This window comes from Streptomyces sp. NPDC055955 (assembly GCF_042270245.1).
GTDB lineage: Bacteria > Actinomycetota > Actinomycetes > Streptomycetales > Streptomycetaceae > Streptomyces.
In genome coordinates this window covers 377,301-398,598 of the sequence record NZ_JBHJYS010000003.1, presented here as the reverse complement: position 1 = coordinate 398,598, position 21,298 = coordinate 377,301, and the positions used below count along the sequence as shown (strand labels likewise).

General features: G+C 73.0%; 20 protein-coding genes. 5 read left to right on the top strand and 15 right to left on the bottom strand.

Annotation, left to right across the window (positions count from 1 at the left end):
- Window positions 1-35 precede the first annotated feature (35 nt).
- The 3 genes from ACFC96_RS07835 to ACFC96_RS07825 are packed head-to-tail and all read right to left on the bottom strand — an operon-like array spanning window position 36 to window position 1,460.
- A complete protein-coding gene (locus ACFC96_RS07835; RefSeq protein ID WP_376610831.1) occupies window positions 36-536 on the bottom strand; it encodes a GNAT family N-acetyltransferase in 501 nt (166 codons plus the stop codon).
- 31 nt (window positions 537-567) lie between these two features.
- The gene (locus ACFC96_RS07830; protein WP_376260511.1) at window positions 568-1,218 is read right to left on the bottom strand and encodes a hypothetical protein; all 651 of its coding nucleotides are present in this window, start codon (window positions 1,216-1,218) and stop codon (window positions 568-570) included.
- A 50-nt stretch (window positions 1,219-1,268) separates the two neighbouring features.
- Window positions 1,269-1,460, bottom strand: coding sequence for a hypothetical protein (locus ACFC96_RS07825; protein ID WP_376260509.1), 192 nt, complete (start codon window positions 1,458-1,460; stop codon window positions 1,269-1,271).
- Window positions 1,461-1,699: 239 nt separating this feature from the next.
- On the opposite strand from ACFC96_RS07825, the gene ACFC96_RS07820 reads away from it, so the two are divergent.
- A complete protein-coding gene (locus ACFC96_RS07820; protein WP_376610829.1) occupies window positions 1,700-3,745 on the top strand; it encodes a HelD family protein in 2,046 nt (681 codons plus the stop codon).
- Window positions 3,746-3,811: 66 nt separating this feature from the next.
- Here ACFC96_RS07820 and ACFC96_RS07815 read toward each other — a convergent pair whose 3' ends face one another.
- Complete coding sequence (locus ACFC96_RS07815; protein ID WP_376610827.1) at window positions 3,812-4,507, bottom strand: copper homeostasis protein CutC; 696 nt, start codon at window positions 4,505-4,507, stop codon at window positions 3,812-3,814.
- A 133-nt stretch (window positions 4,508-4,640) separates the two neighbouring features.
- Window positions 4,641-5,576, bottom strand: coding sequence for a hypothetical protein (locus tag ACFC96_RS07810; RefSeq protein WP_376610825.1), 936 nt, complete (start codon window positions 5,574-5,576; stop codon window positions 4,641-4,643).
- Between the two features lie 181 nt (window positions 5,577-5,757).
- Here ACFC96_RS07810 and ACFC96_RS07805 point away from each other — a divergent pair, with 181 nt between their 5' ends.
- A complete protein-coding gene (locus ACFC96_RS07805; RefSeq protein WP_376610823.1) occupies window positions 5,758-8,034 on the top strand; it encodes a heavy metal translocating P-type ATPase in 2,277 nt (758 codons plus the stop codon).
- A 56-nt stretch (window positions 8,035-8,090) separates the two neighbouring features.
- Here the strand turns inward: ACFC96_RS07805 and ACFC96_RS07800 are convergent, their stop codons facing one another.
- Both ACFC96_RS07800 and ACFC96_RS07795 read right to left on the bottom strand, forming a co-directional pair.
- On the bottom strand, window positions 8,091-9,743 hold the full coding sequence (locus ACFC96_RS07800; protein ID WP_376260499.1) for a DNA repair helicase XPB: 1,653 nt from the start codon (window positions 9,741-9,743) through the stop codon (window positions 8,091-8,093).
- 118 nt (window positions 9,744-9,861) lie between these two features.
- Window positions 9,862-12,378: a helicase C-terminal domain-containing protein gene (locus ACFC96_RS07795; RefSeq protein WP_376260497.1), complete on the bottom strand. Its 2,517-nt coding sequence runs from the start codon at window positions 12,376-12,378 to the stop codon at window positions 9,862-9,864.
- A 141-nt stretch (window positions 12,379-12,519) separates the two neighbouring features.
- On the opposite strand from ACFC96_RS07795, the gene ACFC96_RS07790 reads away from it, so the two are divergent.
- Window positions 12,520-13,530 (top strand): hypothetical protein, encoded by a 1,011-nt coding sequence (locus tag ACFC96_RS07790; RefSeq protein WP_376610821.1) that lies wholly within the window; start codon window positions 12,520-12,522, stop codon window positions 13,528-13,530.
- Between the two features lie 12 nt (window positions 13,531-13,542).
- On the opposite strand, the gene ACFC96_RS07785 is transcribed toward ACFC96_RS07790, so the two are convergent.
- The 4 genes from ACFC96_RS07785 to ACFC96_RS07770 are packed head-to-tail and all read right to left on the bottom strand — an operon-like array spanning window position 13,543 to window position 17,421.
- A complete protein-coding gene (locus ACFC96_RS07785) occupies window positions 13,543-14,514 on the bottom strand; it encodes an ABC transporter substrate-binding protein (protein ID WP_376610819.1) in 972 nt (323 codons plus the stop codon).
- Window positions 14,511-15,350 carry an ABC transporter ATP-binding protein gene (locus ACFC96_RS07780; protein ID WP_376610817.1) on the bottom strand — a complete coding sequence of 280 codons (840 nt, stop codon included), beginning with the start codon at window positions 15,348-15,350 and terminating at the stop codon, window positions 14,511-14,513. The genes ACFC96_RS07785 and ACFC96_RS07780 overlap by 4 nt, the downstream gene beginning before the upstream one ends.
- A complete protein-coding gene (locus tag ACFC96_RS07775; protein ID WP_376260489.1) occupies window positions 15,347-16,408 on the bottom strand; it encodes a FecCD family ABC transporter permease in 1,062 nt (353 codons plus the stop codon). The genes ACFC96_RS07780 and ACFC96_RS07775 overlap by 4 nt, the downstream gene beginning before the upstream one ends.
- Entirely contained in the window at window positions 16,405-17,421 is a 1,017-nt protein-coding gene (locus ACFC96_RS07770; protein ID WP_376260487.1) for a FecCD family ABC transporter permease, read from the bottom strand. Before ACFC96_RS07770 ends, ACFC96_RS07775 begins: the two co-directional genes overlap by 4 nt.
- A 65-nt stretch (window positions 17,422-17,486) precedes the next feature.
- On the opposite strand from ACFC96_RS07770, the gene ACFC96_RS07765 reads away from it, so the two are divergent.
- A complete protein-coding gene (locus ACFC96_RS07765) occupies window positions 17,487-18,134 on the top strand; it encodes an HAD family hydrolase (RefSeq protein WP_376260485.1) in 648 nt (215 codons plus the stop codon).
- On the opposite strand, the gene ACFC96_RS07760 is transcribed toward ACFC96_RS07765, so the two are convergent.
- Window positions 18,113-18,394 (bottom strand): hypothetical protein, encoded by a 282-nt coding sequence (locus tag ACFC96_RS07760; protein ID WP_376260483.1) that lies wholly within the window; start codon window positions 18,392-18,394, stop codon window positions 18,113-18,115. The genes ACFC96_RS07765 and ACFC96_RS07760 overlap by 22 nt on opposite strands.
- A 154-nt stretch (window positions 18,395-18,548) precedes the next feature.
- Here ACFC96_RS07760 and ACFC96_RS07755 point away from each other — a divergent pair, with 154 nt between their 5' ends.
- The gene (locus ACFC96_RS07755; protein WP_376260481.1) at window positions 18,549-18,932 is read left to right on the top strand and encodes a cold-shock protein; all 384 of its coding nucleotides are present in this window, start codon (window positions 18,549-18,551) and stop codon (window positions 18,930-18,932) included.
- 296 nt (window positions 18,933-19,228) lie between these two features.
- Here the strand turns inward: ACFC96_RS07755 and ACFC96_RS07750 are convergent, their stop codons facing one another.
- The 3 genes from ACFC96_RS07750 to ACFC96_RS07740 are packed head-to-tail and all read right to left on the bottom strand — an operon-like array spanning window position 19,229 to window position 21,236.
- Window positions 19,229-20,086 (bottom strand): 1,4-dihydroxy-6-naphthoate synthase, encoded by an 858-nt coding sequence (locus tag ACFC96_RS07750; RefSeq protein WP_376260479.1) that lies wholly within the window; start codon window positions 20,084-20,086, stop codon window positions 19,229-19,231.
- Window positions 20,083-20,790 carry a futalosine hydrolase gene (locus ACFC96_RS07745; RefSeq protein ID WP_376260477.1) on the bottom strand — a complete coding sequence of 236 codons (708 nt, stop codon included), beginning with the start codon at window positions 20,788-20,790 and terminating at the stop codon, window positions 20,083-20,085. The genes ACFC96_RS07750 and ACFC96_RS07745 overlap by 4 nt, the downstream gene beginning before the upstream one ends.
- Window positions 20,760-21,236 carry a DUF2771 domain-containing protein gene (locus ACFC96_RS07740; protein WP_376260475.1) on the bottom strand — a complete coding sequence of 159 codons (477 nt, stop codon included), beginning with the start codon at window positions 21,234-21,236 and terminating at the stop codon, window positions 20,760-20,762. The genes ACFC96_RS07745 and ACFC96_RS07740 overlap by 31 nt, the downstream gene beginning before the upstream one ends.
- Between the last annotated feature and the right edge of the window lie 62 nt (window positions 21,237-21,298).

The following is a 21,298-nucleotide window of genomic DNA, read 5'->3' as shown; positions in this document are numbered from 1 at the left end:
CAGGCATGACGTGACACAACGCGGCGCGGCGGCGCCTACATTCCCGACAGTTCGTAGGCGCAGAGATCCGTCGTCGTCGCGATCCGTACGAAACCGGCACGCTCGAGTACCCGTTGGGACAGCGCGTTGTCCAGGTCCGTGTTCGCCGTCACCGCCGTGACGCCCGGCTGCGACAGTGCCCACGCGGCCATGGCGGTCACCGCCTCCGTCGCGTAGCCCCGGCCGCGCGCCCCCTCCGTCACGTCGTAACCGATCTCCACGCGGCCCTCCTCGTCCGGCGCGCTGTGGAAGCCGATCCCGCCCACCGCGCGTCCGTCCTCGGTCCGCACGATCGCGTACGTGCCCCAGCCCTCGCGGTACGTGCCCGCCGCGTGCGCCTTCACCGTGATCCCCGAGCCGGTCCGGGTGCCGTCCGGTGCGTCGCCGTCCAGCCAGGCGAAGCCGCCCGACCCGCTGTCCGCGTTCAGATCCCTGGCCGACTCCAGGGACAGCTCGTGCAGGCGCAGGCGTGCGGCCGCGATGGTGAGGAGTGTCATGGGCCGAGGATGCGACAGCCCCGCGCGCCGATCAACCGGTTTGCGGAGTCAGCAGGGCCAGCTCGGCCGTGAGGTTCTCGCGGGCCCGCTCCTCCCAGTGCGCCGCGCCGTACGGGGTGCGGAACAGGCGGGGCAGGGCGAGGAGTTGACGCAGAACCGCGGCGCGGCCCTCGCGGAACGGCTCGTCCGGCACGAAGCCGTACTCCTCCCGGACCGCCGCCGCATAGGCCGCGTACGCGCCCGGGGACGCCGCCAGGATCGCCAGATCCGCGTCGCACAGGACCTCGCCGTTGCGGTCGTCCTCGTCCGGGTCGTGCGTCACCGTGAGCATGACCAGACGGCTCACCTCGTCGACCTGCCGCTCCGTCAGGCCCACTTCCGTCAGGGCCCGTTCCGCGAGACGCGCCGAGCGTTCCTCGTTCGTCGAGCGCTCGGGGAGATACACCGCGTCGTGGAACCAGGCCGCGAGGCGGACCAGGGCCGGGTCGTCGGCGTGGTCCTCCAGTGCGTCGATGCGGTCCAGGACCGCCTTGAGATGCGTCGTCGTGTGATAGCGGCGCTGTGGCTCCGCCCAGCGGGCCAGGAGGTCGTCCGCGTAGGCCTCCGGGGTCGTCGGGGTGGCTGTCGTGGGCTGCGCCGTGGCGAGTGTGTCCGCCCAGGCTTTCCTCAGGTCGTCCCGCATGCGGCGACCCTAGACCCTGCCGGCGGGCCCTGTCGGCAGGCCCTGTCGCTCTAGTCCGGTGGCGGCTCGTACGCGGCTGTTCGCCTCTGCACGCCGGCCTCCTCGTCGTACTCGCCCAGGAGGACCACGCCGAGCGCCGTGGTCACGATGACCTTGGCCGCGCGCAGGACGTTTCCGAGGCGGTGGGGGTGGTGGGTCTCCGTGGCCGCGGTGGCACCGTGGGTGAAGGTCATGGTTGTCATGCCTCCATGGTGGAATACGGGCATTCCGTGCACATCGGTCCCGAGTCGTAGGTTGCGGCGGAGGGCGTGCGTCCTGCGGGTGACCCCGCCCCCTAGGGAAATAAATGTGTTGGCCGTGTGTCGGGGCGGGAGTAAGGTGGTCCGCCTTGCCCGCCTCCCTCCGTGGAGCGCCGCCGCCCGGACGGAAACCGGCCGGCCGCCGTGTGTAACCGACCCCCCGGAGCCCGGAGGCATAGCCCGTGTCCCTCGACGATCCGCTCTCCCGCGAGCGCGCCCACCTCACGTCGTCCCGTGCCGCCCTGCGCGCCATGCGCGAGGACGTGGAATCCCTCGACATCGCCGATGTCACCGCGAACTGGGTGAACGCCGCCGTTCTGCAGCGCCAGATCGACGAACGGATCAAGGCCCTGGCCGATCTGTCGCACACCCCCTTGTTCTTCGGGCGGCTCGACTACCTGCACGCCCCCGGCGCGGACCGGGCCGAGGGGGCCGACGGGGAGCAGTTCTACATCGGTCGGCGGCATGTTCACGACGCGGTGGGCGACCCGATGGTCATCGACTGGCGCGCCCCCGTCTCGCAGCCCTTCTACCGCGCCTCGAAGAAGGACCCGATGGACGTCGGGCTGCGGCGGCGGTTCGGTTACACGGGCGGGGATCTCACCGCGTACGAGGACGAGCGGCTGTCCGACCCCGCCGAGGCCGAGGTCGTGAGCGCGCTGCTCCAGGCCGAGATCGAGCGTCCCCGCGTCGGGCCCATGCGCGACATCGTCGCCACCATCCAGCCCGAGCAGGACGAGATCGTGCGCAGCGGGCTCGCGGGGTCCGTGTGCGTCCAGGGAGGGCCCGGGACCGGGAAGACCGCCGTCGGCCTCCACCGCGTCGCCTACCTGCTGTACGCCCACCGCGAGCGACTGGCCCGTACCGGGACCCTCGTCATCGGGCCGAACCGGTCCTTCCTCCAGTACATCGAGCAAGTGCTGCCGGCTCTCGGTGAGCTGGAGGTCAAGCAGGCCACCGTCGACGACCTCGTCGCCCATGTGGAGGTGCGGGGCGCCGACGGCGCGGACGCCGCCGTGATCAAGGGTGACGCGCGGATGGCCGAGGTGCTGCGGCGGGCCGTGCGCTCGCACATCACCCTGCCCGTGGAGCCCGTCGTGGTCGTGCGCGGGTCCCGGCGCTGGCGCGTGCCCGCGTACGAACTCGAGGAGATCGTGCGGGAGTTGATGGCCCGGGATATGCGCTACGGCGCCGCCCGCGAGGCCCTTCCGCAGCGCATCGCCCACGCCGTTCTCGTGCAGATGGAGCGGTCGGGCGAAGCCCCCGACGACCGTGTGCAGGACTCCGTGGCCAGGAACACGGCCGTCAAGGCCGCCGTGAAGGTCCTGTGGCCCGCCGTCGATCCCGCGAAGCTCGTGCTGCGGCTGCTCTCCGACGCCGAGTTCCTCGCCGAACACGCGGAGGGTGTGCTCAGTCAGGACGAGCAGAAGTGCGTGCTGTGGGAGCGGCCGGCGCGCAGCGTGCGGGCCGCCAGGTGGTCCTCGGCCGACGCCGTGCTGATCGACGAGGTCACCGATCTCGTCGCGCGTACGCACTCCCTCGGGCATGTGGTGCTCGACGAGGCGCAGGACCTCTCGCCCATGCAGTACCGGGCCGTCGGGCGGCGCTGCACCACCGGGTCCGCCACCGTCCTCGGCGATCTCGCGCAGGGCACGACGCCCTGGGCCACGCGCAGCTGGGGCGAGGCGCTGCGGCATCTGGGCAAGGAGGAGGCCGTGGTCGAGGAGCTGACCGTCGGATTCCGCGTGCCGCGCGACGTCATCGCGTACGCGTCCCGGCTGCTGCCCCACATCGCGCCCGGGCTCGCGCCCGTCTCGTCCGTCCGTGAGAACCCCGGCGCCTTCGAGGTCCGGGAGGCGGCGAACGGGGCCGACGACGTGGTCGCCGCCTGCGTCGATGCGCTGGAGCGGGAGGGGTCCGTGGGCCTCATCGCCGCCGACGCCCGGATCCCGGCCCTGGCCGCGGCCCTCGCCGACGCCGGGCTCACCCACCTGAGCCCCGGCGAGGAGACCACCTCACAGACCCGCCTCACCCTCGTGCCGGCCTCGCTCGCGAAGGGCCTCGAATACGACTACGTGGTCCTCGACGAGCCCGCCGCCGTGGTCGACGGCGAACCCGACGAGCGGACCGGACTGCGGCGCCTGTACGTGGCGCTGACCCGAGCCGTCTCCGGGCTGGTCGTGGTCCACGCCGCGGAGCTGCCCGAGCAGCTCGGGGGAGCGCTGTAGGGGCCAGGGCCTTTCGTTCGGATCATGCTGGGCTCGCGGGTTCCGGCCCGATCCGAACGAAAGGCCCTACATCCCTGCGTCGACCGCTTCCCGCCACGTGCGGACCGCGTCCGTCGACACCGGGGCCGTCCAGCCCTGGGGGCGGGCCGCGCCGCCGATGTGGAAGGCGTCGACGCCCGCCGCCTTCAGGCGGGGCAGGTGGTCGAGGCGGAGGCCGCCGCCGACCAGGATCCGCTGTTCGTAACCCGGCTCGCCCGAGCGGGCCGCCTCCGCCGCCAGGACGTCGAGCCCGGCGTCCACGCCGTCCGGCGAACCGGCCGTCAGGTAGGTGTCGAGGCCCGGCGCGTGCGCGAGCCGCTTGCGCAGGGCGTCGCGGTCGGCGGCCCGGTCGATCGCGCGGTGGAAGGTCCAGCGACAGCCGTCCAGCTCCGCCGTGATCCGTTCGACCGCCGCGAGGTCGGGGCCGCCCGCCGGGTCGAGGAAGCCGAGCACGAACTCGTCGGCCCCTTCCGCGCGCAGCCCGCGCGCGGTCTCGGCCAGTCTGTCCAGGTCGCCCGCGGCGAAGCCGTCCGCGAGCCGGATCATGACCCGCAGCGAGATGCCGACGGCCGCACGGATCCGGCCGAACGTCTCGCGCGACGGGGTGAGCCCGTCCGCCGCCATGTCGGTGACCAGCTCGAGCCGGTCGGCCCCTCCTGCCTGGGCCGCGACGGCGTCCTCGGCGCCGAGCGCGATCACCTCCAGGACTGCACGCTTGCTCATGGGACCCCTTTGTCGGTTGCGAAGGCGGGTGCGGATGCGGTGGCGGCCGGTCCCCCGGCCTGTCGTCAGAACAGTCCTAGAGGTCTAGTCCAATAGGTCAGCCTACGCGCTGACGGCCCGCGCCGACAGGTGATCAGTGGCCGTGCTCCTGAGGATGATCACCCGCGCTCCGCCCGGCGTGCACCGTGAATTCCGCCGTCCGCACGGTGCCGTCGTGCTTGAAGTCCAGGAAGAGGCGGTACGTCCCGGCGCTGGGCGCCGTCGCCGTGAACGACACCTCCGGCCCCGGCCCGCCCTTGTTCGGGTGCACGTGGAGGTACGCGAGGTCGCCGGAGCGCAGGGCGACCAGGTGCCCGTACGAGCCGAGGTAGGGCTGGAGGTCGGTGACCGGCTTCCCGTTCTTCGCGACGCTCAGGGTCAGCTCGCTCGCCGATCCCGCGCCGAGGCCGCCGCCCAGCCGCACCTCGTAGCCGTCGCCGGCGTCGGCGGTCGGGGAGGCCGCCGGAAGCTCCCGGGGCGCGTACTTTCCGGCGACCGCCAGGTCGGCCCCGAGGGTGAGGCCCTCCCTCTCCGCCCGCGGGGTGAAGTCGGCGAAGACGCGGTAACCGCCCGCCCTCGGCAGCTCGACCGGCGTCTTCCAGGTGCCGTCGGCCGCGCGGGACGGGTGCAGATGGCGGTAGACCGTGAGGTCCCGCGAGGCCACGATCAGGTGCAGCTCCTTGCCGTGCTCCGTCCGGTAGGCGGTGACCTTGCGGCCCGTCCCGTCCTTGGTGATCGCGAAACTCAGCTCGGTGCGCTCGCCGGCGGCCGCGATGCGCCGGGTCCGCAGGTCGAGCGTGTAGCCGCGTTCGGAGATCTGCAGCCCGCCCGGGACGGCGGCTGTCGCGCCGTGCCCGGCGTGCCCGTCCTGCGCTCCCTCCGCTTCCTTCGCATGTCCGCCCTCCGCGTGCCCTGCCGTGTTCTGTTCGCCCGCGGTGACGGGGTCCACTCCCCTGCCCACCCCGTACGCGGTGCCGAAGGTCGCGGCGACGGCGGCTGCGAAGGCGGTGATCTTCAGTCCGGTCTTCATGACGGCTCCTGGTGTGCGGACGGTGTCGATGTCCGGTGGCTGATAGCTCGACGATACCCCTGGGGGGTATGAAGTCAAGCGGCGGGAGCGCTTGCGTTCGATACCCCCCATGGGTATAGATTGGATCTCATGAGCGATACCCGCCCCGGGTACCGGAGCAGACCGCAACCGAGGAGGCCCCATGCCGGCGCAACCAGCCGCCGCCGCGCCCTTCGCCGCCCAGGCGGCAGAGGTGGAACTCGCCATCGGCGGCATGACCTGTGCCTCGTGCGCCGCCCGGATCGAGAAGAAGCTGAACCGGATGGACGGCGTGGCGGCGACCGTCAACTACGCCACGGAGAAGGCGAAGGTCACCTTCGCCGACGGGGTGGCGGTGGCCGACCTGATCGCCACGGTCGAGGCCACCGGGTACACGGCCCAGGAGCCGCCCCGGACCGTCGAGGAGAAGGCGGAGGAAGCGGGGCCGGGCGCGTCGGCCGACCCGCTCGCGCCGCTCCGGCAGCGACTGATCACCGCCGTCGTGCTCGCCGTGCCCGTCGTGGCGACGGCGATGATCCCCGCCCTCCAGTTCACGTACTGGCAGTGGCTGTCCCTCACGCTGACGGCCCCCGTCGTGACGTACGCGGCCTGGCCCTTCCACAAGGCCGCCTTCACCAACGCGCGGCACGGCGCCGCGACCATGGACACCCTCATCTCCGTCGGCACGTCGGCCGCGTTCCTCTGGTCGGTGTGGGCGCTCTTCTTCGGAACCGCCGGCACGCCCGGCATGACGCACGCCTTCGAGCTGACCATCGCCCGCAGCGACGGCGCCGGGAACATCTATCTGGAGGCCGCCGCCGGAGTCACCGCCTTCATCCTCGCCGGGCGCTACTTCGAGGCCAGGTCCAAGCGGAAGGCCGGCGCGGCGCTCGAGGCGCTGCTCGAACTCGGCGCCAAGAACGTCACGCTGGTGCGCGACGGCGGGCGTGAAGAGACCGTCCCCGTCGGCGAGTTGAAGGCCGGCGACCGGTTCCTCGTACGGCCCGGCGAGAAGATCGCCACCGACGGGGCCGTGGTCGAGGGCGCGTCCGCCGTGGACGCCTCGATGCTGACCGGTGAGTCCGTGCCCGTGGAGGTCGCCGTCGGGGACGCCGTCACCGGCGCGACGCTGAACGTCGGCGGACGCCTCGTCGTCGAGGCCACCCGCGTCGGCGCCGACACCCAACTCGCCCGGATGGCACGCCTCGTGGAGGACGCGCAGAACGGCAAGGCGGCCGCGCAGCGCCTCGCCGACAGGATCTCCGCCGTGTTCGTGCCGGTCGTCATCGGGCTCGCGCTGGCCACGCTCGGGTTCTGGCTCGGCAACGGCGCCGGGATCACCGCCGCCTTCACCGCGGCCGTCGCCGTCCTGATCATCGCCTGCCCCTGCGCCCTGGGCCTCGCCACGCCGACGGCGCTGATGGTCGGTACGGGGCGCGGCGCGCAGATCGGCATCCTCATCAAGGGCCCGGAGGTCCTGGAGACCACGCGCACGGTCGACACGATCGTCCTGGACAAGACCGGAACGGTCACGACCGGCCGGATGACACTGCTCGCCACGCACGTGGCGGACGGCACGGACCCGGATGAAGTCCTGCGTGTGGCGGGGGCGTTGGAGCACTCCTCGGAGCACCCGATCGCGCGGGCGATCGCCGACGGGGCCCGCGAGAAGGTGGGCGAGCTCGGCGTCGTCGAGGACTTCGCCAACCTTCCCGGTCTCGGCGTGCAGGGCGTCGTGGACGGCCACGCCGTACTCGTCGGCCGCGTGAGGCTGTTGGGCGAGTGGGAGATCCGGCTGCCGGTGGGGCTGGAGCGGGCCGGGGCGGAGGCCGAGGCTGCGGGGCGTACGGCCGTCGCGGTGGCCTGGGACGGGGAGGCCAGGGCCGTCCTCGAAGTCGCGGACGCGGTGAAGGAGACCAGCGCGGAGGCGGTACGGCGGCTGCGGGACCTGGGCCTGACGCCCGTCCTCCTCACCGGCGACAACGAAGCCGTGGCGCGGTCGGTGGCCGCCGAGGTGGGCATCGACCAGGTGATCGCGGAGGTCATGCCGCAGGACAAGGTCGACGTCGTCAAGCGGCTGCAGGGCGAGGGGCGTTTTGTGGCCATGGTCGGCGACGGCGTCAACGACGCGGCGGCCCTGGCGCAGGCCGACCTGGGACTCGCGATGGGCACGGGCACGGACGCGGCGATGGAGGCCGGTGACCTGACGCTGGTCCGCGGCGACCTGAGGGCGGCGGCCGACGCGATCCGCCTGTCCCGGCGGACGCTGGGGACGATCCGCACCAACCTGTTCTGGGCGTTCGCCTACAACGTCGGCGCGCTGCCGCTGGCCGCGGCGGGCCTGCTGAACCCGATGATCGCGGGCGCGGCGATGGCGTTCTCCTCGGTCTTCGTCGTCGGCAACAGCCTGCGGCTGAGGAACTTCAGGCCGCAGGTGTAAGAGCAGACAGGCAGGGCCCGTCCACACGCGGTGGACGGGCCCTCACCCGTGACCGTTCAGCTGCCCTGCTCGCCCGCGAGGAGTTCGTCGGCGTCGATGATGCGGTACGCGTAGCCCTGCTCGGCGAGGAAGCGCTGGCGGTGGGCCGCGAAGTCCTGGTCGATGGTGTCGCGGGCGACGACGGAGTAGAAGCGGGCCTCGTGCCCGTCGGCCTTCGGGCGCAGGACGCGGCCGAGGCGCTGGGCCTCCTCCTGCCGGGACCCGAAGGTGCCGGACACCTGGATCGCGACCGTGGCCTCGGGCAGGTCGATGGAGAAGTTGGCGACCTTGGACACGACGAGGACGGAGATCTCGCCGTTGCGGAACGCGTCGAAGAGCTTCTCGCGCTGGGCGTTGCTGGTCTCGCCCTTGATGACGGGGGCGTCCAGATGCTCGCCGAGCTCGTCGAGCTGGTCGATGTACTGCCCGATGACGAGAGTCTGCTCGCCCCGGTGCTGACGCACGAGGGCCTCGGTCACCTTCCGCTTGGTCGCCGTCGTGGCGCAGAAGCGGTACTTCTCCTCGGCCTCCGCGGTCGCGTAGGCGAGCCGCTCGCTGTCGGTGAGATTGACGCGCACCTCGACACAGTCGGCGGGGGCGATGTAGCCCTGGGCCTCGATCTCCTTCCACGGAGCGTCGAAGCGCTTGGGCCCGATCAGCGAGAACACGTCCGACTCGCGCCCGTCCTCACGCACCAGCGTCGCGGTGAGGCCGAGGCGCCGCCGGGCCTGGAGGTCGGCGGTGAACTTGAAGACGGGTGCGGGCAGCAGATGCACCTCGTCATAGATCACGAGCCCCCAGTCGCGGGAGTCGAAGAGCTCCAGATGCGGATAGATGCCCTTCCGCTTCGTGGTCAGGACCTGATACGTGGCGATGGTGACGGGCCGGATCTCCTTCTTCGTCCCGCTGTACTCGCCGATCTCGTCCTCGGTCAGGCTCGTCCGCTTGACCAGCTCGTGCTTCCACTGCCGGGCCGAGACGGTGTTGGTGACGAGGATGAGCGTCGTCGCCTTGGCCTCGGCCATCGCGCCGGCGCCCACGAGCGTCTTGCCCGCGCCGCAGGGCAGCACGACCACGCCGGACCCGCCGTGCCAGAAGCCCTCGACGGCCTGCCGCTGGTAGGGGCGCAGCGCCCAGCCGTCCTCGGCGAGATCGATCTGGTGGGCCTCGCCGTCCACGTAACCGGCGAGGTCCTCGGCGGGCCAGCCCAGCTTGAGGAGCGTCTGCTTGATCTGGCCGCGCTCCGAGGGGTGCACGGCGACGGTGTCGGCGTCGATGCGGGCGCCGACCAGCGGGGCCACGCGCTTGGAACGGAGGATCTCCTCGAGCACCGGCCGGTCCGTGGTGGTCAGGACGAGGCCGTGCGCCGGGTGCTTGGACAGCGTGAGACGCCCGTACCGGTCCATGGTCTCGGCGATGTCGACCAGGAGCGCGTGCGGGACGGGGTAGCGGCTGTACTCGACGAGGGCGTCCACGACCTGCTCGGCGTCGTGGCCGGCCGCCCGCGCGTTCCACAGGCCCAGCGGCGTCAGCCGGTAGGTGTGGATGTGCTCCGGGGCGCGCTCCAGCTCGGCGAAGGGCGCGATGGCGCGACGGCAGGCGTCGGCCTGGTCGTGGTCGACCTCCAGGAGCAGCGTCTTGTCACTCTGGACGATGAGCGGTCCGTTCACATGTATCCCTTCCACCGCGCTCCGCGAGGCGCGGGGCCAAACGTCCAGTGTGCCGCATGGCGCGTACGAACCGCGTACGGTCGCTCGCCGACGGGACGCCCGGGCACGGACCCCGGCGTCAGGCCTCGGCCTCCAGCTCGGCCACCCCGGTCACCCGGTGCAGCGGATACGTCCGGACCTCGTCCGCGGTGTGGTCGTACGCGGTGACGAACCCGCCCTCCACCCGGATCGGGGCGATGACGCGCTGGCTGGCGGAGCCCTCCGCGTTCACATAGCCGATCCACACGGCCTCACCGGTCAGGACGGCCGCCTGCATCGTGGCCAGCGTGTCCGCCGCGCTGGTGCGGGGAAGCGCCCCGCTCTGCTCGCCCGGCGCGTGCTTGCGCGGGGTCGTGGAGGCGACGTCACCCGCGCGGATCGCGCGCACGGCGGCGGTCAGGAGCGTGCCGTCCGGGACCGGCGGCCCCTCCGGGACGGGCTCGGGGGCGCTGCGTGGCGCAGTGCGGCGGGCGTGGGCACGGGTGATCAGCACATCGCCCTCGGGACTCTCCGCGGCGGGCGCGAACCCCATCTGGCGCAGGCCCTCCAGGAGCGCCGCGGGATCGGCCTGCGCGGCGAGGACGGTCGGCGCGAGCCGCCGCAGGCGCAGGCCGGCCGAGCGCTTGTCGGCGAGGATCTCGCCCAGGAGCACGTCGTCGTCGCAGCGCACATACGCGGAGGCGGCGCCGATGCGCAGGTGCCCGTGCTTACGGGCCACGTCGTCGATGAGGTAGGCGAGGGGCTGCGGCACGGGCGTACGGGAGTGCGTGTTCAGGAAGTCGTGCAGGTCGGAGGCGGTGCGCCCGGAGTCGAGTGCGCGCCGTACGGACCCGGGCGTGAAGCGGTAGACGGTGGCCCCTCCCTTGGACTCGACATCAGCGAGGACGGAGAGCGCCTCGGCGAGCGGCCGTTCCAGGGGCCCGGGGGCGACGGCGGTCAGGTCGGCCTGAAGAAGGACATGGTCCAGCGGCTCGGGCAGCAGCGGCGCGAGCAGGGCGACAGCGGCCGCCTCCGCCGAGGTGGCGGCCGCGCCCCCGGCGTCGAGAAGCGTCCGCCCGTGCGCGGACAGGGCGCCCCGCCCCGTGACGCCGAGCAGCTCCGCCTCCGTGAGGGTCCACCGGGCGATGCGGGCGCGCAGGTCGTCGGGGTCACCGGCGTCGTCGGAGGCGGCGGCGCCGCGCAGGGGCCGCTCCCAGCGGAGCCGGGCGAGCAGGGTCTCGGGGTCCGGGGAGGCGCCCTCGGGGAGCTCGCCCAGGAGCGCGAGCACGCGGCGGCGGACCTCGGGAGCGGCGGAGCGGTCCAGTTGCGGCCCGAGCGCCGAGAGGGTGCGCCCGGCGGCGGCGACGGCGCCGTCGCGCCCGCCGACCAGCCCGGACGTGCGGGTGGCGGGGAGCCAGGCGGTGACGAGCCGGAACCAGCGCTCGGCGGCGGGCAGCTCCAGCCAGTTGTCGTAGGCGGGGGTCGCGGCGTACTGCTCGTCGGCCTCGCCGTCGGACGCGATGAGCCCCGCGGCGTAGGCGAGTTCGACCCAGAACGCGGCGAGGGGCTCGGTGGTGTCGAGGGCGGCGGCGGTGCGCTTGAGGTCCCGCACGCTGAGCCCGCCGGCCCGCAGGACGGCGGGCCCGCCCTCGTCCCAGTCCTTGAGGAGCTCCTCGACGGTGGCGAGCGCCGTGTAGGCCTGTCCGGCGGCGGTCGCGTTCACGACGGTGGCCCGGTGGGTGGCGGCCGGGTCGACGGCGGGAGGTACGGGTTCCAGGGTGCGGTGGGCGCGTCCGCCGCGCAGATGGAGGGCGGCCTCGCGGGGCAGGACGACGGTTCCGGGAGCCGTGGGCAGCAGGAGGCCGCGGTCGAGGAGCCAGCGCAGATGGGCCGCGGGTTCGGCGGTGACCTGGCCGTAGGGCGGGCCCCAGACGAGCCGGGAGAGGACCTCGACCGCGTCCGCGGGCGCTTCGTCGAGGAGGGCCGACATGCGGGGCCGCTCGGCGAAGAGCGCGGTCAGCGAGGCGACGGCGGAGACCGGGTCGTGCGTGGAGGGGAGGCCCGCGGCCGTCACGATCTCCTGGACGCGGCCGGGGGACATGCCCGCGGTGGCCTCGGCGACCGTCGGGCCGAGGCCCGTCGGGGAGGGCCGCTGGGGCGCGGGGGCGAGCAGTTCACGGGCGGTGCGCACGAGGCGGAGCCGGTCGTCGGGCCCCCAGAGCAGGGCCTGTTCGCGCAGGGCGGCGACGGCGCGCGGCAGGGCCGCGGAGACCGTACGGGCGTCCACACCCGCGTCGTCGCCCTCGTCTCCGGCGAGCAGGGCCAGGAGCGTGCCGTACGTGGTGGGTTCCGGGGCGACGGCCAGCGCTTCCGCGGTCTGGAGCGTGAAGCGGTCCAGGTGTTCGAGCGCGCGGATCACGGAGGCGCGGGTGCCCGCCCGGGTGGCCAGCTGGGTGAGGTCGCTCGGGACGGGGTTGAGCAGATCGGGGCGGGCGCGCAGGAGTGCGCCGAGGGAGGCGTCGTCGCGGGCGCGCAGCGCCTCGGCGAGGGACCGGGGGGCCGTACTCCCCGCCCCGCTCCCGTCCTCGGCGGCGCGGTCCGGCTCGTGAGTGCTCATCCGGGCCACGGTAGCGCCTGACCGGCCCGGCGGGCGGCGGCCCCGCTGGGCCCGCAAGAGGCCCCCGGTGCCGGGCCGGGCACGGTAACGTCGTAAAACGGGTGAACGAACCGTCAACACCACCACCCCGGAGGGGACTTCGTGGGGATCGAGAGCGATCAGCTCGTCTTCGACTATCTGAGCCGGGTCGGCGACCTGGCCCAGCAGCGTCAGCTGCCCTCCGCCACCCGCATGCGGCTGGTGTCGGAGCTGCGCAACGAGATCGAGGCGCGGCGCGCGAAGACGACGGTGGACAGCCCTGCGGCGGTGCGCCGGATCCTGGAACGCCTCGGCTCGCCGGACGAGGTGGTCACGGGCGCGGGTGGGGGCCGCGGCCCGGAGCAGCCGGAGGCGCCGCGGGCGTCGGTGCCCGTGCAGCGGTCGAAGGAGCAGCGGCCCAAGGAGCGCCCCAAAGGCCTGCGGCGGATCGTGCCGGGCCCGCGCGCGGAGCCGCAGGAGGACGAGTCGCCGCGGGACGTGCCGTCGCCGCCGCACCTGGCGGGGACGGACGAGCTGGGGGCGCCGGGTTCGGAGCCGGACTGGTGGCGGGTGGACAGCAGCCCGTTCGGAGTCGCGGACAGCGTGCCGGGGTTCGTGGGCGGCGTGGAGATCCCGGAGATACTCCGGCCGCCGGGCAAGGACGGCCCGCGACCGCCCGCGGCGCGCACGGCCGAGGCCGACGCGGAGGACGAACTCCCGGACGGCGAGCGGGAGGCGGGAACCCACAAGGGGACGGAGAAGGCGTCCGGAGGACGCCGCCTGCCGTCCCTGCCCGGTTGGTCGAACCCGCTCCTGCTGCTCGCCGCCGCGCTCCTGGTCGCCGGCGCGGTCATGGGCAACTGGTTCGCGCTGGGCCTCGGCTGGATCATCGCGTACGGGTCGCGGCGCCTCAGCGAGGGCGAGTCGAAGGTGGCCGTGCTGTGGCTGCCGGGGCTTGCGGTGACGGCCGGGCTCGTGTGGCTGTGGGGCCGTGGCGCCGGGCGGTGGGGCGAGCCGATCGCGGACGGGCGGATGAGCGACGCGATCGGCACGACGTGGCCGTGGGTGGTGCGGGGTGCGGCCGTCGCCTCCGCGCTCTTCGTGGTGTGGAGATCGCAGCGGCAACGGCCGTGACACAAGCGCCTGTTACGCGGTCAGGTCCTTCTGGAACTCGTCGAGGATCTGGTGCGCGGCGGTGTAGCCGATGCCCGCGATCCACAGGTTGTCGTCGACCTGGAAGACCTTGCCGTCCTCGGACGCCTCGAGGTTCTTCCACAGGCCGCTCTTCATCGTCCGGGTCGTCTTCGCCCTGCCCGGGTCGCCGTAGGTCGAGGTGAAGATGACGTCCGCGTCGGCGAGGTCGATCTTCTCGGGGCTCACGTCGTACGAGAACCCGTCCTTGGCCTTGTCGGTGATGGCGGGGCGGCCCACGCCGAGGTCGGCGAGGATCGAGCCGATGTAGTTCTGTCTGCCGTAGATGCGGATGTCGGCGCCTTCGACGAAGCGGACGAAGTTGATGTCCGTCGCGGCGGCCTTCTCCTTGCCGCCGATCGCGGCGGTCACCCTCGCGACGTGCGCGTCGTAGTCGGAGACGACCTTCTTCGCCTGGGCCTTGCGGCCGAGCGCGTCGGCGTGGACCTGGAAGTTCTCCTTCCAGGCGGTGCCGGTGGACTCCGTCATCACGGTGGGGGCGATGGCGCTGAGTTGCTGGTAGCGCGCGCCGTCGCGGACCTTGCTGGTGAGGATGAGGTCGGGATCGAGGGCGGCGACGGCCTCCATGTCGGGGTCGGCGATCTCGCCGACCTCCTTGATGCCCTTCACCTCGTCCTCGGGCAGGTAGGACGGGAAGCCCTCCTCCGTCGCCGCGTGGGTCGCGCCGACGGGCTTCACGCCGAGGGTGAGCGCGGAGTCGAGCTCGCCGGTGTCCAGGACGACGACACGGGTGGGGTGTTCGGGCACCTTCACGTCCCCCATCGCCGTACTGACGGTGTGCGTCTTGCGGGATGCCGGCGCGGCGGCGCCGGAGCCCCCGTCGGACGAGCCGCAGGCGGTCAGGGCCAGGGCGCCGGTCAGGGCGAGTGATCCGGAGACGAGGGCGCGGCGGTCGCTGCGGGTCATGAGGCTGCCTTCCGGGAGAGGGAGTCGGACGGCGCGCCGGGCCGGGCACCGGCCTGCCACGGCGCGCCGGGGACGATCAGCGGGGAGCCCGTCACGGGGTCGGGGACGACCACGCAGTCCAGGCCGAACACCTCCCGTACGAGATCCGCCGTGACGACCTCGGCGGGCGGGCCCTCGGCGACGATGCGGCCCGACTTCATGGCGACGAGGTGGTCGGCGTAGCGCGCCGCCTGGTTGAGGTCGTGCAGGACGAGGACGACGGTGCGGTCCTTGTCGTGGTTCAACTGGCGCACGAGGTCCAGCACTTCGACCTGGTGGGCGATGTCGAGATACGTCGTCGGCTCGTCCAGGAGCAGCAGTTCGGTCTCCTGGGCCAGTGCCATGGCGATCCACACGCGCTGGCGCTGGCCGCCGGAGAGCTCGTCGACGGAGCGGTCGGCGAGGGCCGCGACGTCGGTGCGTTCCATGGCCTCCGTGACGGCGCGCTCGTCGGCGTCGGACCACTGCTGCCACCAGTGCTGGTGGGGCTGGCGGCCGCGGGCCACGAGGTCGGTGACGGTGATCGCCTCGGGCGCCACGGGCGTCTGCGGCAGCAGCCCGATCTGCTGGGCGATCTTCTTGGTGGGCAGCTTGGTGAGGGCTTCGCCGTCGAGGAGCACGGAGCCGCTCCTCGGCCTGAGGAGCCGGCCGAGAGCGCGCAGTGTGGTCGACTTGCCGCAGGCGTTGGGTCCGACGATGACGGTGACGCGGCCGTCGGGGACGGCGAGGTCGAGGTCGTGGACGACGGTGCGGTCCTCGTAGGCGAGGGTGAGCGCGCTGGTGCTGAGCCGGGTCACCGGTTTCCTCCCGTGCGGCTGCGGATGATGAGCCAGATCAGGTACGGCGCCCCGACGGCGGCCGTGAGGACGCCCACCGGGAGTTCGGTGGGGGAGAACAGGCGCCGGGCCAGCAGGTCGGCCACGACGACGATGAACGCGCCCAGGAGCGCCGAGCACAGGAGCGGGATCTGGGCGGTGCGGGTCACCCGGCGGGCGATCTGCGGGGCCAGGAGCGCGACGAAGTCGACGGGTCCGGCGGCGCCCGTCGCGACGGACGCGAGGACGACACCCAGGAGTACGAGGCCGAGGCGGACGCGGCCGAGACGGACGCCGAGCGCGGTCGCCGTGTCGTCGTCCATCGAGACGGTGCGCTGGGCCCGGGCGGCCCACGCGACGAACGGGACGAGGACGAGGAGGGTCCAGCCGAGCGGGGCGGCCTCCGCCCAGCCGCGGCCGTTGAGGGAGCCCGTCATCCAGATCTGGGCCTGCTGGGCCACGAGGTAGTCGCCCTTCGTCATGAACAGCGTCGTCACCGACCGCAGCGCGATGGCGAAGCCGATGCCGATGAGGACGAAGCGCGTCGCGTGCAGTCCGCCGCGCCAGGCGAAGGCGTACACGAGGAGCGCGGCGAGGAGGCCGCCGAGCACGGAGAGGTAGGGCAGGACCGCGTACGAGGTGACGCCGAACGTCATGGCGCCGACGGTCAGCGCGCTCGCGCCCTGGCTGATGCCGATGATGTCGGGGGACGCCAGCGGGTTGCGGGCGACGGTCTGGATGAGCGCGCCCGCGACACCGAACGCGGCGCCGACGAGGAGCCCGACGACCATGCGGGGGGCGCGCAGCGTGCCGACGACGAGTTCGTCCGGGGACGGGCGGCCGGTGATGACCTTGAGGACCTCGGCGGGGGCGACGAAGGACTCGCCGACGCAGAGACAGGCGAGGCAGGCGGCCGCGAGGAGGACCACGAGTGTCACGGCGACGACGGCGGCCCTGCGGTGCACGAGGAACGCGGCGCGTCCCGCGCGGACGACGGAGTACCCGGCGGGGCGGACCCGGGGCGCGGTGGTCGTACTCATGCGGGGACCGCCTTGCGCCGGACCAGGGTGACGAGGAACGGGACGCCGATCAGCGCGGTCATCACACCCGCGGGCACCTCGCTCGGCGGGAAGACGACGCGGCCCACGGTGTCGGAGACGAGAAGCATGACGGGGCCGATGAGGGCCGCCATCGGCAGGACCCAGCGGTGGTCGCTGCCCACGACGGCCCGGGCTATGTGCGGAACGGCCAGGCCGATGAAGGCGATCGGTCCCGCGGCGGCCACCCCGACGCCGGTCAGGACGGTCGCGCCGAGGCCGCCGACGATCCGTACGGCCGCGACCCGCTGGCCGAGCCCCTTGGCGACGTCCTCGCCGAGCGCGAGCGCGTCGAGGCCGCGGGCGACGGACAGCACGAGGAGTACGCCGACGACGAGGAACGGCCAGATCTGGCCCACGATGTGGGCGTCCCGGCCGGACAGCGAGCCCACCTGCCAGAACCGGAACTCGTCCATGGCGGACGCCTTCGTGGTGAGGACGGCCGTGGTGACGGAGACCAGGAGCGCGTTGATCGCGGCACCGCCGAGCGCGAGTTTCACCGGCGTCGCGCCGCCACGCCCGCTGGAGGCGATGGCGTAGACGGCGACGGAGGCGAGCGCCGCGCCCGCGAACGCGAACCAGACGTAGCCGGTGAGCGTGTGGATCCCGGCGAAGGCGATCGCGAGGACGACGCCGACCGACGCGCCCTGGCTGATGCCGAGGATCCCGGGGTCGGCGATGGGGTTGCGGGTGATGCCCTGGAGGACCGTCCCGGCGAGGGCGAGCGCGGCGCCGACCATCAGCCCGACGAGCGTGCGCGGCAGCCGCAGGCCCCTGACGACCTCGGCGTCGTCGCCGTGGCCGCCGTGCACGAGCGCGTCGAGGACCGCGGACGGGGCGATCGCGCGGGCGCCCACGGCGAGGCTGAGCAGGACCGCGAGAACGAGGGCCACGAGCGCGGCCGCCGTCCAGACGATGCGTCGCCGCGCGGCGGGGGCGGCTGAGATCTGACCCATGGACCAATCCGAGGTTGGTAAGGCTTAGCTAAGCGGCAATCGTACGCCCAGGCACAATGGCCCTCATGGGTGCATACGAGAGCGCGAACGGATCAGCCGCGGGACCGACGGTCGGCTTCGACCTGGACATGACGCTGATCGACTCACGGCCGGGGATCAGGGACACGTGGCTGGAACTCGCCGACCGCACGGGCGCGCAGCTCGACGCCGAACTCATCGTGACCCGACTCGGCCCGCCGCTGGAGCAGGAACTCGCGTACTGGTTCCCCGAGGAGCGGATCCCGGAGATGGCCGACCTGTACCGGGAGCTCTACCCGGCGCACGCCATCACCGGGACGTACGCGATGCCGGGCGTGCACGAGGCCGTCGCCGCGGTGCACGCGGCGGGCGGCAGGGCGATCGTCGTCACGGCGAAGTACGAGCCCAACGCGAAGCTCCACCTCGAACACCTGGACATCGCCGCCGACGAGGTCATCGGCAACCTGTGGGCCGAGGGCAAGGCGACGGCGCTGCGCGAGCACGGCGCGTCCGTGTACGTCGGTGACCACACCGGCGACGTGCGCGGCGCCCGCACCGCCGACGCGCTGTCCGTGGCGGTCACGACGGGGCCGTGCGACGCGGCGGAGCTGCGCGAGGCCGGCGCGGACGTCGTGCTCGCGGATCTGACGGAGTTCCCCGCCTGGCTGGAGCGCTACGTCGCCGAGCGGGCCTGACGGCGCTGCACGGCGATCCCGCGCAGCACCCCGGCCGCGGAGATCAGGAAGCCGACACCCATCAGCATGCACACCGCGTAGGCGATGGGCGGGAACGGGTCGGTTCCGAGGAACAGGGGGGCCATCGTGGCCAGGGTGGCCACGGCTCCGACGATGAAGACGATGCCGCCGGCCTTGACGAGGCCGTCGCCGGGTCCGGCGGAATTCGCTTGGGTTTTGTCACGCACCCGACCAGGGTAGTTCCCAGCCCGAAGGAACAATCCGGGTTCCTCGGGCCGTCTTGTCACGGGCTCCTGGGCCATTAGCCTGGTGCCGGCGGGTCGGGCGGCCCGCTGCAGTGCTATCCAGAGCCGTTTCCAGCGCCGTTCTTCATCGCACGAGACGGCATGACGAGTACGAGGACGAGGACTTCACGTGCCTACCGGCAAGGTCAAGTGGTTCAACAGCGAGAAGGGCTTCGGCTTTCTCTCCCGCGACGACGGCGGCGACGTCTTCGTGCATTCCTCCGTACTCCCGGCCGGCGTGGACGCTCTCAAGCCGGGCCAGCGTGTCGAGTTCGGCGTCGTCGCGGGACAGCGCGGCGACCAGGCGCTCTCCGTGACCATCCTCGATCCGACCCCGTCCGTGGCCGCGGCGCAGCGCCGCAAGCCGGACGAACTGGCATCGATCGTCCAGGACTTGACGACGGTCCTCGAGAACATCACGCCGATGCTGGAAAAGGGCCGCTACCCGGACAAGGCCTCCGGCGCAAAGATCGCGGGCCTGCTGCGAGCGGTGGCCGACCAACTGGACGTCTGACCGCCTCTACGACAACGCGAGCGCACCAGGGCCGAGGGCGGCACGATCCCCTCGGCCCCTCTGTTCTGCCGTCAGGGGAAGGCGAGGGCGTCCGGGCCGAGGGCGGGGACGATTCCCTCGGCCGCCGCGCGCGTGAGCAGGCCGCGGATCGCCGCGGCGGTTCTGTTCTGCCGCTGTCGCGGTGCTTCGCGGGCTTCGGGCGGCTGTGCCGGGCTCCGTCCGGGCGTTGCGGTCGGGGAAGGCGAGCGCACCAGGGCCGAGGGCGGCACGACCCCCTCGGCCCCTCTGTTCTGCCGTCAGGGGAAGGCGAGGGCGTCCGGGCCGAGGGCGGGGACGATTCCCTCGGCCGCCGCGCGCGTGAGCAGGCCGCGGATCGCCGCGTAGCCGTTCTCGCCCAGGTCGGCCGTGAACTCGTTGACGTACAGACCGATGTGCTGGTCCGCCACCGACGGGTCCATCTCCTGGGCGTGTTCCCGGACGTAGGGGCGCGAGGCCTCCGGGTCGTCCCAGGCCATGCGCACCGAGGTGCGGACCGTCTCGGCGAGTCGGCGCAGCCGGTCCTCGCCCAGGCTCCGCTTCGCGATGATCGCGCCGAGCGGGATGGGCAGTCCGGTCGTGTTCTCCCAGTGCTCGCCCATGTCGGCGAGGGAGTGCAGGCCGTAGTCCTGGTACGTGAAGCGGGCCTCGTGGATGACGAGTCCGGCGTCGACCTTGCCGTCCCGCACGGCGGGCATGATCTCGTCGAACGGCATCACGACGACCTCGCCGACCCCGCCGGGCACGGCGTCCGCGGTCCAGAGGCGGAACAGCAGGTACGCCGTCGACTTCTCACTGGGGACGGCGACCGTCTTCCCGGTCAGGTCGACGCCCGGCTCGCGCGTGAGCACGAGCGGGCCGCAGCCCCGGCCCAGCGCGCCTCCGCAGGGCAGCAGCGCGTAGTCGTCGAGGACGTACGGCAGGACGGCGTACGACACCTTCAGCACGTCGAATTCGGGGGAGCGGCGCTCGGCGACGCCGTTCGTGATGTCGATGTCGGCGAAGGTCACGTCGAGGGCGGGCGCCCCGGGGACGCGGCCGTGGGCCCACGCGTCGAAGACGAACGTGTCGTTCGGGCAGGGCGAGAAGGCGATCCTGAGATCTTCGGGGTGCGTCATGTGCGGTTCCAACTCTCCAGTACGGGCGCGGACTTCCCGAACGCCTCGGTGAGCGCAGCGAGCGCGTCGCCGATGCGCCAGGCCGCGCGGTCGCGGGGTCCGACGGCGTTGGAGACCGCGCGGATCTCCAGGACGGGCACGCCGTGCGCGGCGGCCGCCTCGGCGACCCCGAAGCCCTCCATCGCCTCGGCGGCGGCGCCGGGGTGACGGCCCAGCAGCTCGGCGGCGCGGGCCGCGGTGCCGGTCACGGTGGAGACGGTCAGGACGGTGCCAGTGAGCGCGCCGGTGGCCGCGGCGACGTCCCGTACGAGGGAGGGCGGCGGGAGGTGCGTGACCGCGCCGAAACCGAGCTCGGTGACGGGCAGGAAGCCGTCGGAGGTCTCGGCGCCCAGGTCGGCGACGGTCAGCGCGTCGGCGACGACGACGGAGCCGATGGGCGCGTCCGGCTGGAATCCGCCGCCGATCCCGGCGGAGACGACCAGGCGGTACGGCCGCCCCGACAGGGCGGCGGTGGCGAGGGCGGTGGCGGTACCGGCCGCCGCGGCGGCGGGCCCGACGCCCACCGCGACGACATCGACGGCAGGATGCGCGGCGCCCGCCCCGGACAGGCCCCTGGCCACCGCGTCCCGCTCCGCGGGGACGGCGGTGGCGATCAGGACCCGCCCACGCTCCGTCAGGCGTCCTTCTTGAGCTTGAACGACCACAGGCCGGTCGCGTTCGAGCCGCTGCCCTCGACGATGGAGACCGTCGTGGAGCTGCCCGTGGCGCCGTACTGCTGGTTGAAGAACACGCTGCCCGGGACGGTGCGGTAGGTCTTGTGGCTGGAGTCGGTCAGCGCCTGACCGTTCATCAGCAGGGTCCAGCCCTTGTCCGCGATCTTCGGGTCGACGCCGAAGCGGACCGTGGCGTCGGGGTCCACCTTGATGGACTTGATGTCCTTGTCCTTGAGGCAGTCCTTCAGCGTGGAGGCGTCCAGCGCCTTGCCGTCGTTGTAGCAGGCGGCTTCCGACGTCACCGTGGAGCGGCCGACCGTGATGGTCGCCAGCGGCGTCGGCTTGTCGCAGGCCGAGAGGACGAGCAGCCCGGCAGCGACGGCGCCGGCGGCTGCCACGGTGCGGCGGTTGCGCACGGTGAAACGCAGGGAGGTCATGCGGGCAGGCTATCTGGCGGCCAGCACACACTCGCCATGCGGGTACGGCGTGCCGCATGCTC

What these genes read in the sequence shown, in the direction of transcription:
- ACFC96_RS07835 (WP_376610831.1), bottom strand. Translation starts at nt 536, where the DNA reads ATGACACTCCTCACCATCGCGGCCGCACGCCTGCGCCTGCACGAGCTG.
- ACFC96_RS07830 (WP_376260511.1), bottom strand. Translation starts at nt 1,218, where the DNA reads ATGCGGGACGACCTGAGGAAAGCCTGGGCGGACACACTCGCCACGGCG.
- ACFC96_RS07825 (WP_376260509.1), bottom strand. Translation starts at nt 1,460, where the DNA reads ATGACAACCATGACCTTCACCCACGGTGCCACCGCGGCCACGGAGACC.
- ACFC96_RS07815 (WP_376610827.1), bottom strand. Translation starts at nt 4,507, where the DNA reads ATGAGCAAGCGTGCAGTCCTGGAGGTGATCGCGCTCGGCGCCGAGGAC.
- ACFC96_RS07810 (WP_376610825.1), bottom strand. Translation starts at nt 5,576, where the DNA reads ATGAAGACCGGACTGAAGATCACCGCCTTCGCAGCCGCCGTCGCCGCG.
- ACFC96_RS07805 (WP_376610823.1), top strand. Translation starts at nt 5,758, where the DNA reads ATGCCGGCGCAACCAGCCGCCGCCGCGCCCTTCGCCGCCCAGGCGGCA.
- ACFC96_RS07795 (WP_376260497.1), bottom strand. Translation starts at nt 12,378, where the DNA reads ATGAGCACTCACGAGCCGGACCGCGCCGCCGAGGACGGGAGCGGGGCG.
- ACFC96_RS07785 (WP_376610819.1), bottom strand. Translation starts at nt 14,514, where the DNA reads ATGACCCGCAGCGACCGCCGCGCCCTCGTCTCCGGATCACTCGCCCTG.
- ACFC96_RS07775 (WP_376260489.1), bottom strand. Translation starts at nt 16,408, where the DNA reads ATGAGTACGACCACCGCGCCCCGGGTCCGCCCCGCCGGGTACTCCGTC.
- ACFC96_RS07770 (WP_376260487.1), bottom strand. Translation starts at nt 17,421, where the DNA reads ATGGGTCAGATCTCAGCCGCCCCCGCCGCGCGGCGACGCATCGTCTGG.
- ACFC96_RS07765 (WP_376260485.1), top strand. Translation starts at nt 17,487, where the DNA reads ATGGGTGCATACGAGAGCGCGAACGGATCAGCCGCGGGACCGACGGTC.
- ACFC96_RS07750 (WP_376260479.1), bottom strand. Translation starts at nt 20,086, where the DNA reads ATGACGCACCCCGAAGATCTCAGGATCGCCTTCTCGCCCTGCCCGAAC.
- ACFC96_RS07740 (WP_376260475.1), bottom strand. Translation starts at nt 21,236, where the DNA reads ATGACCTCCCTGCGTTTCACCGTGCGCAACCGCCGCACCGTGGCAGCC.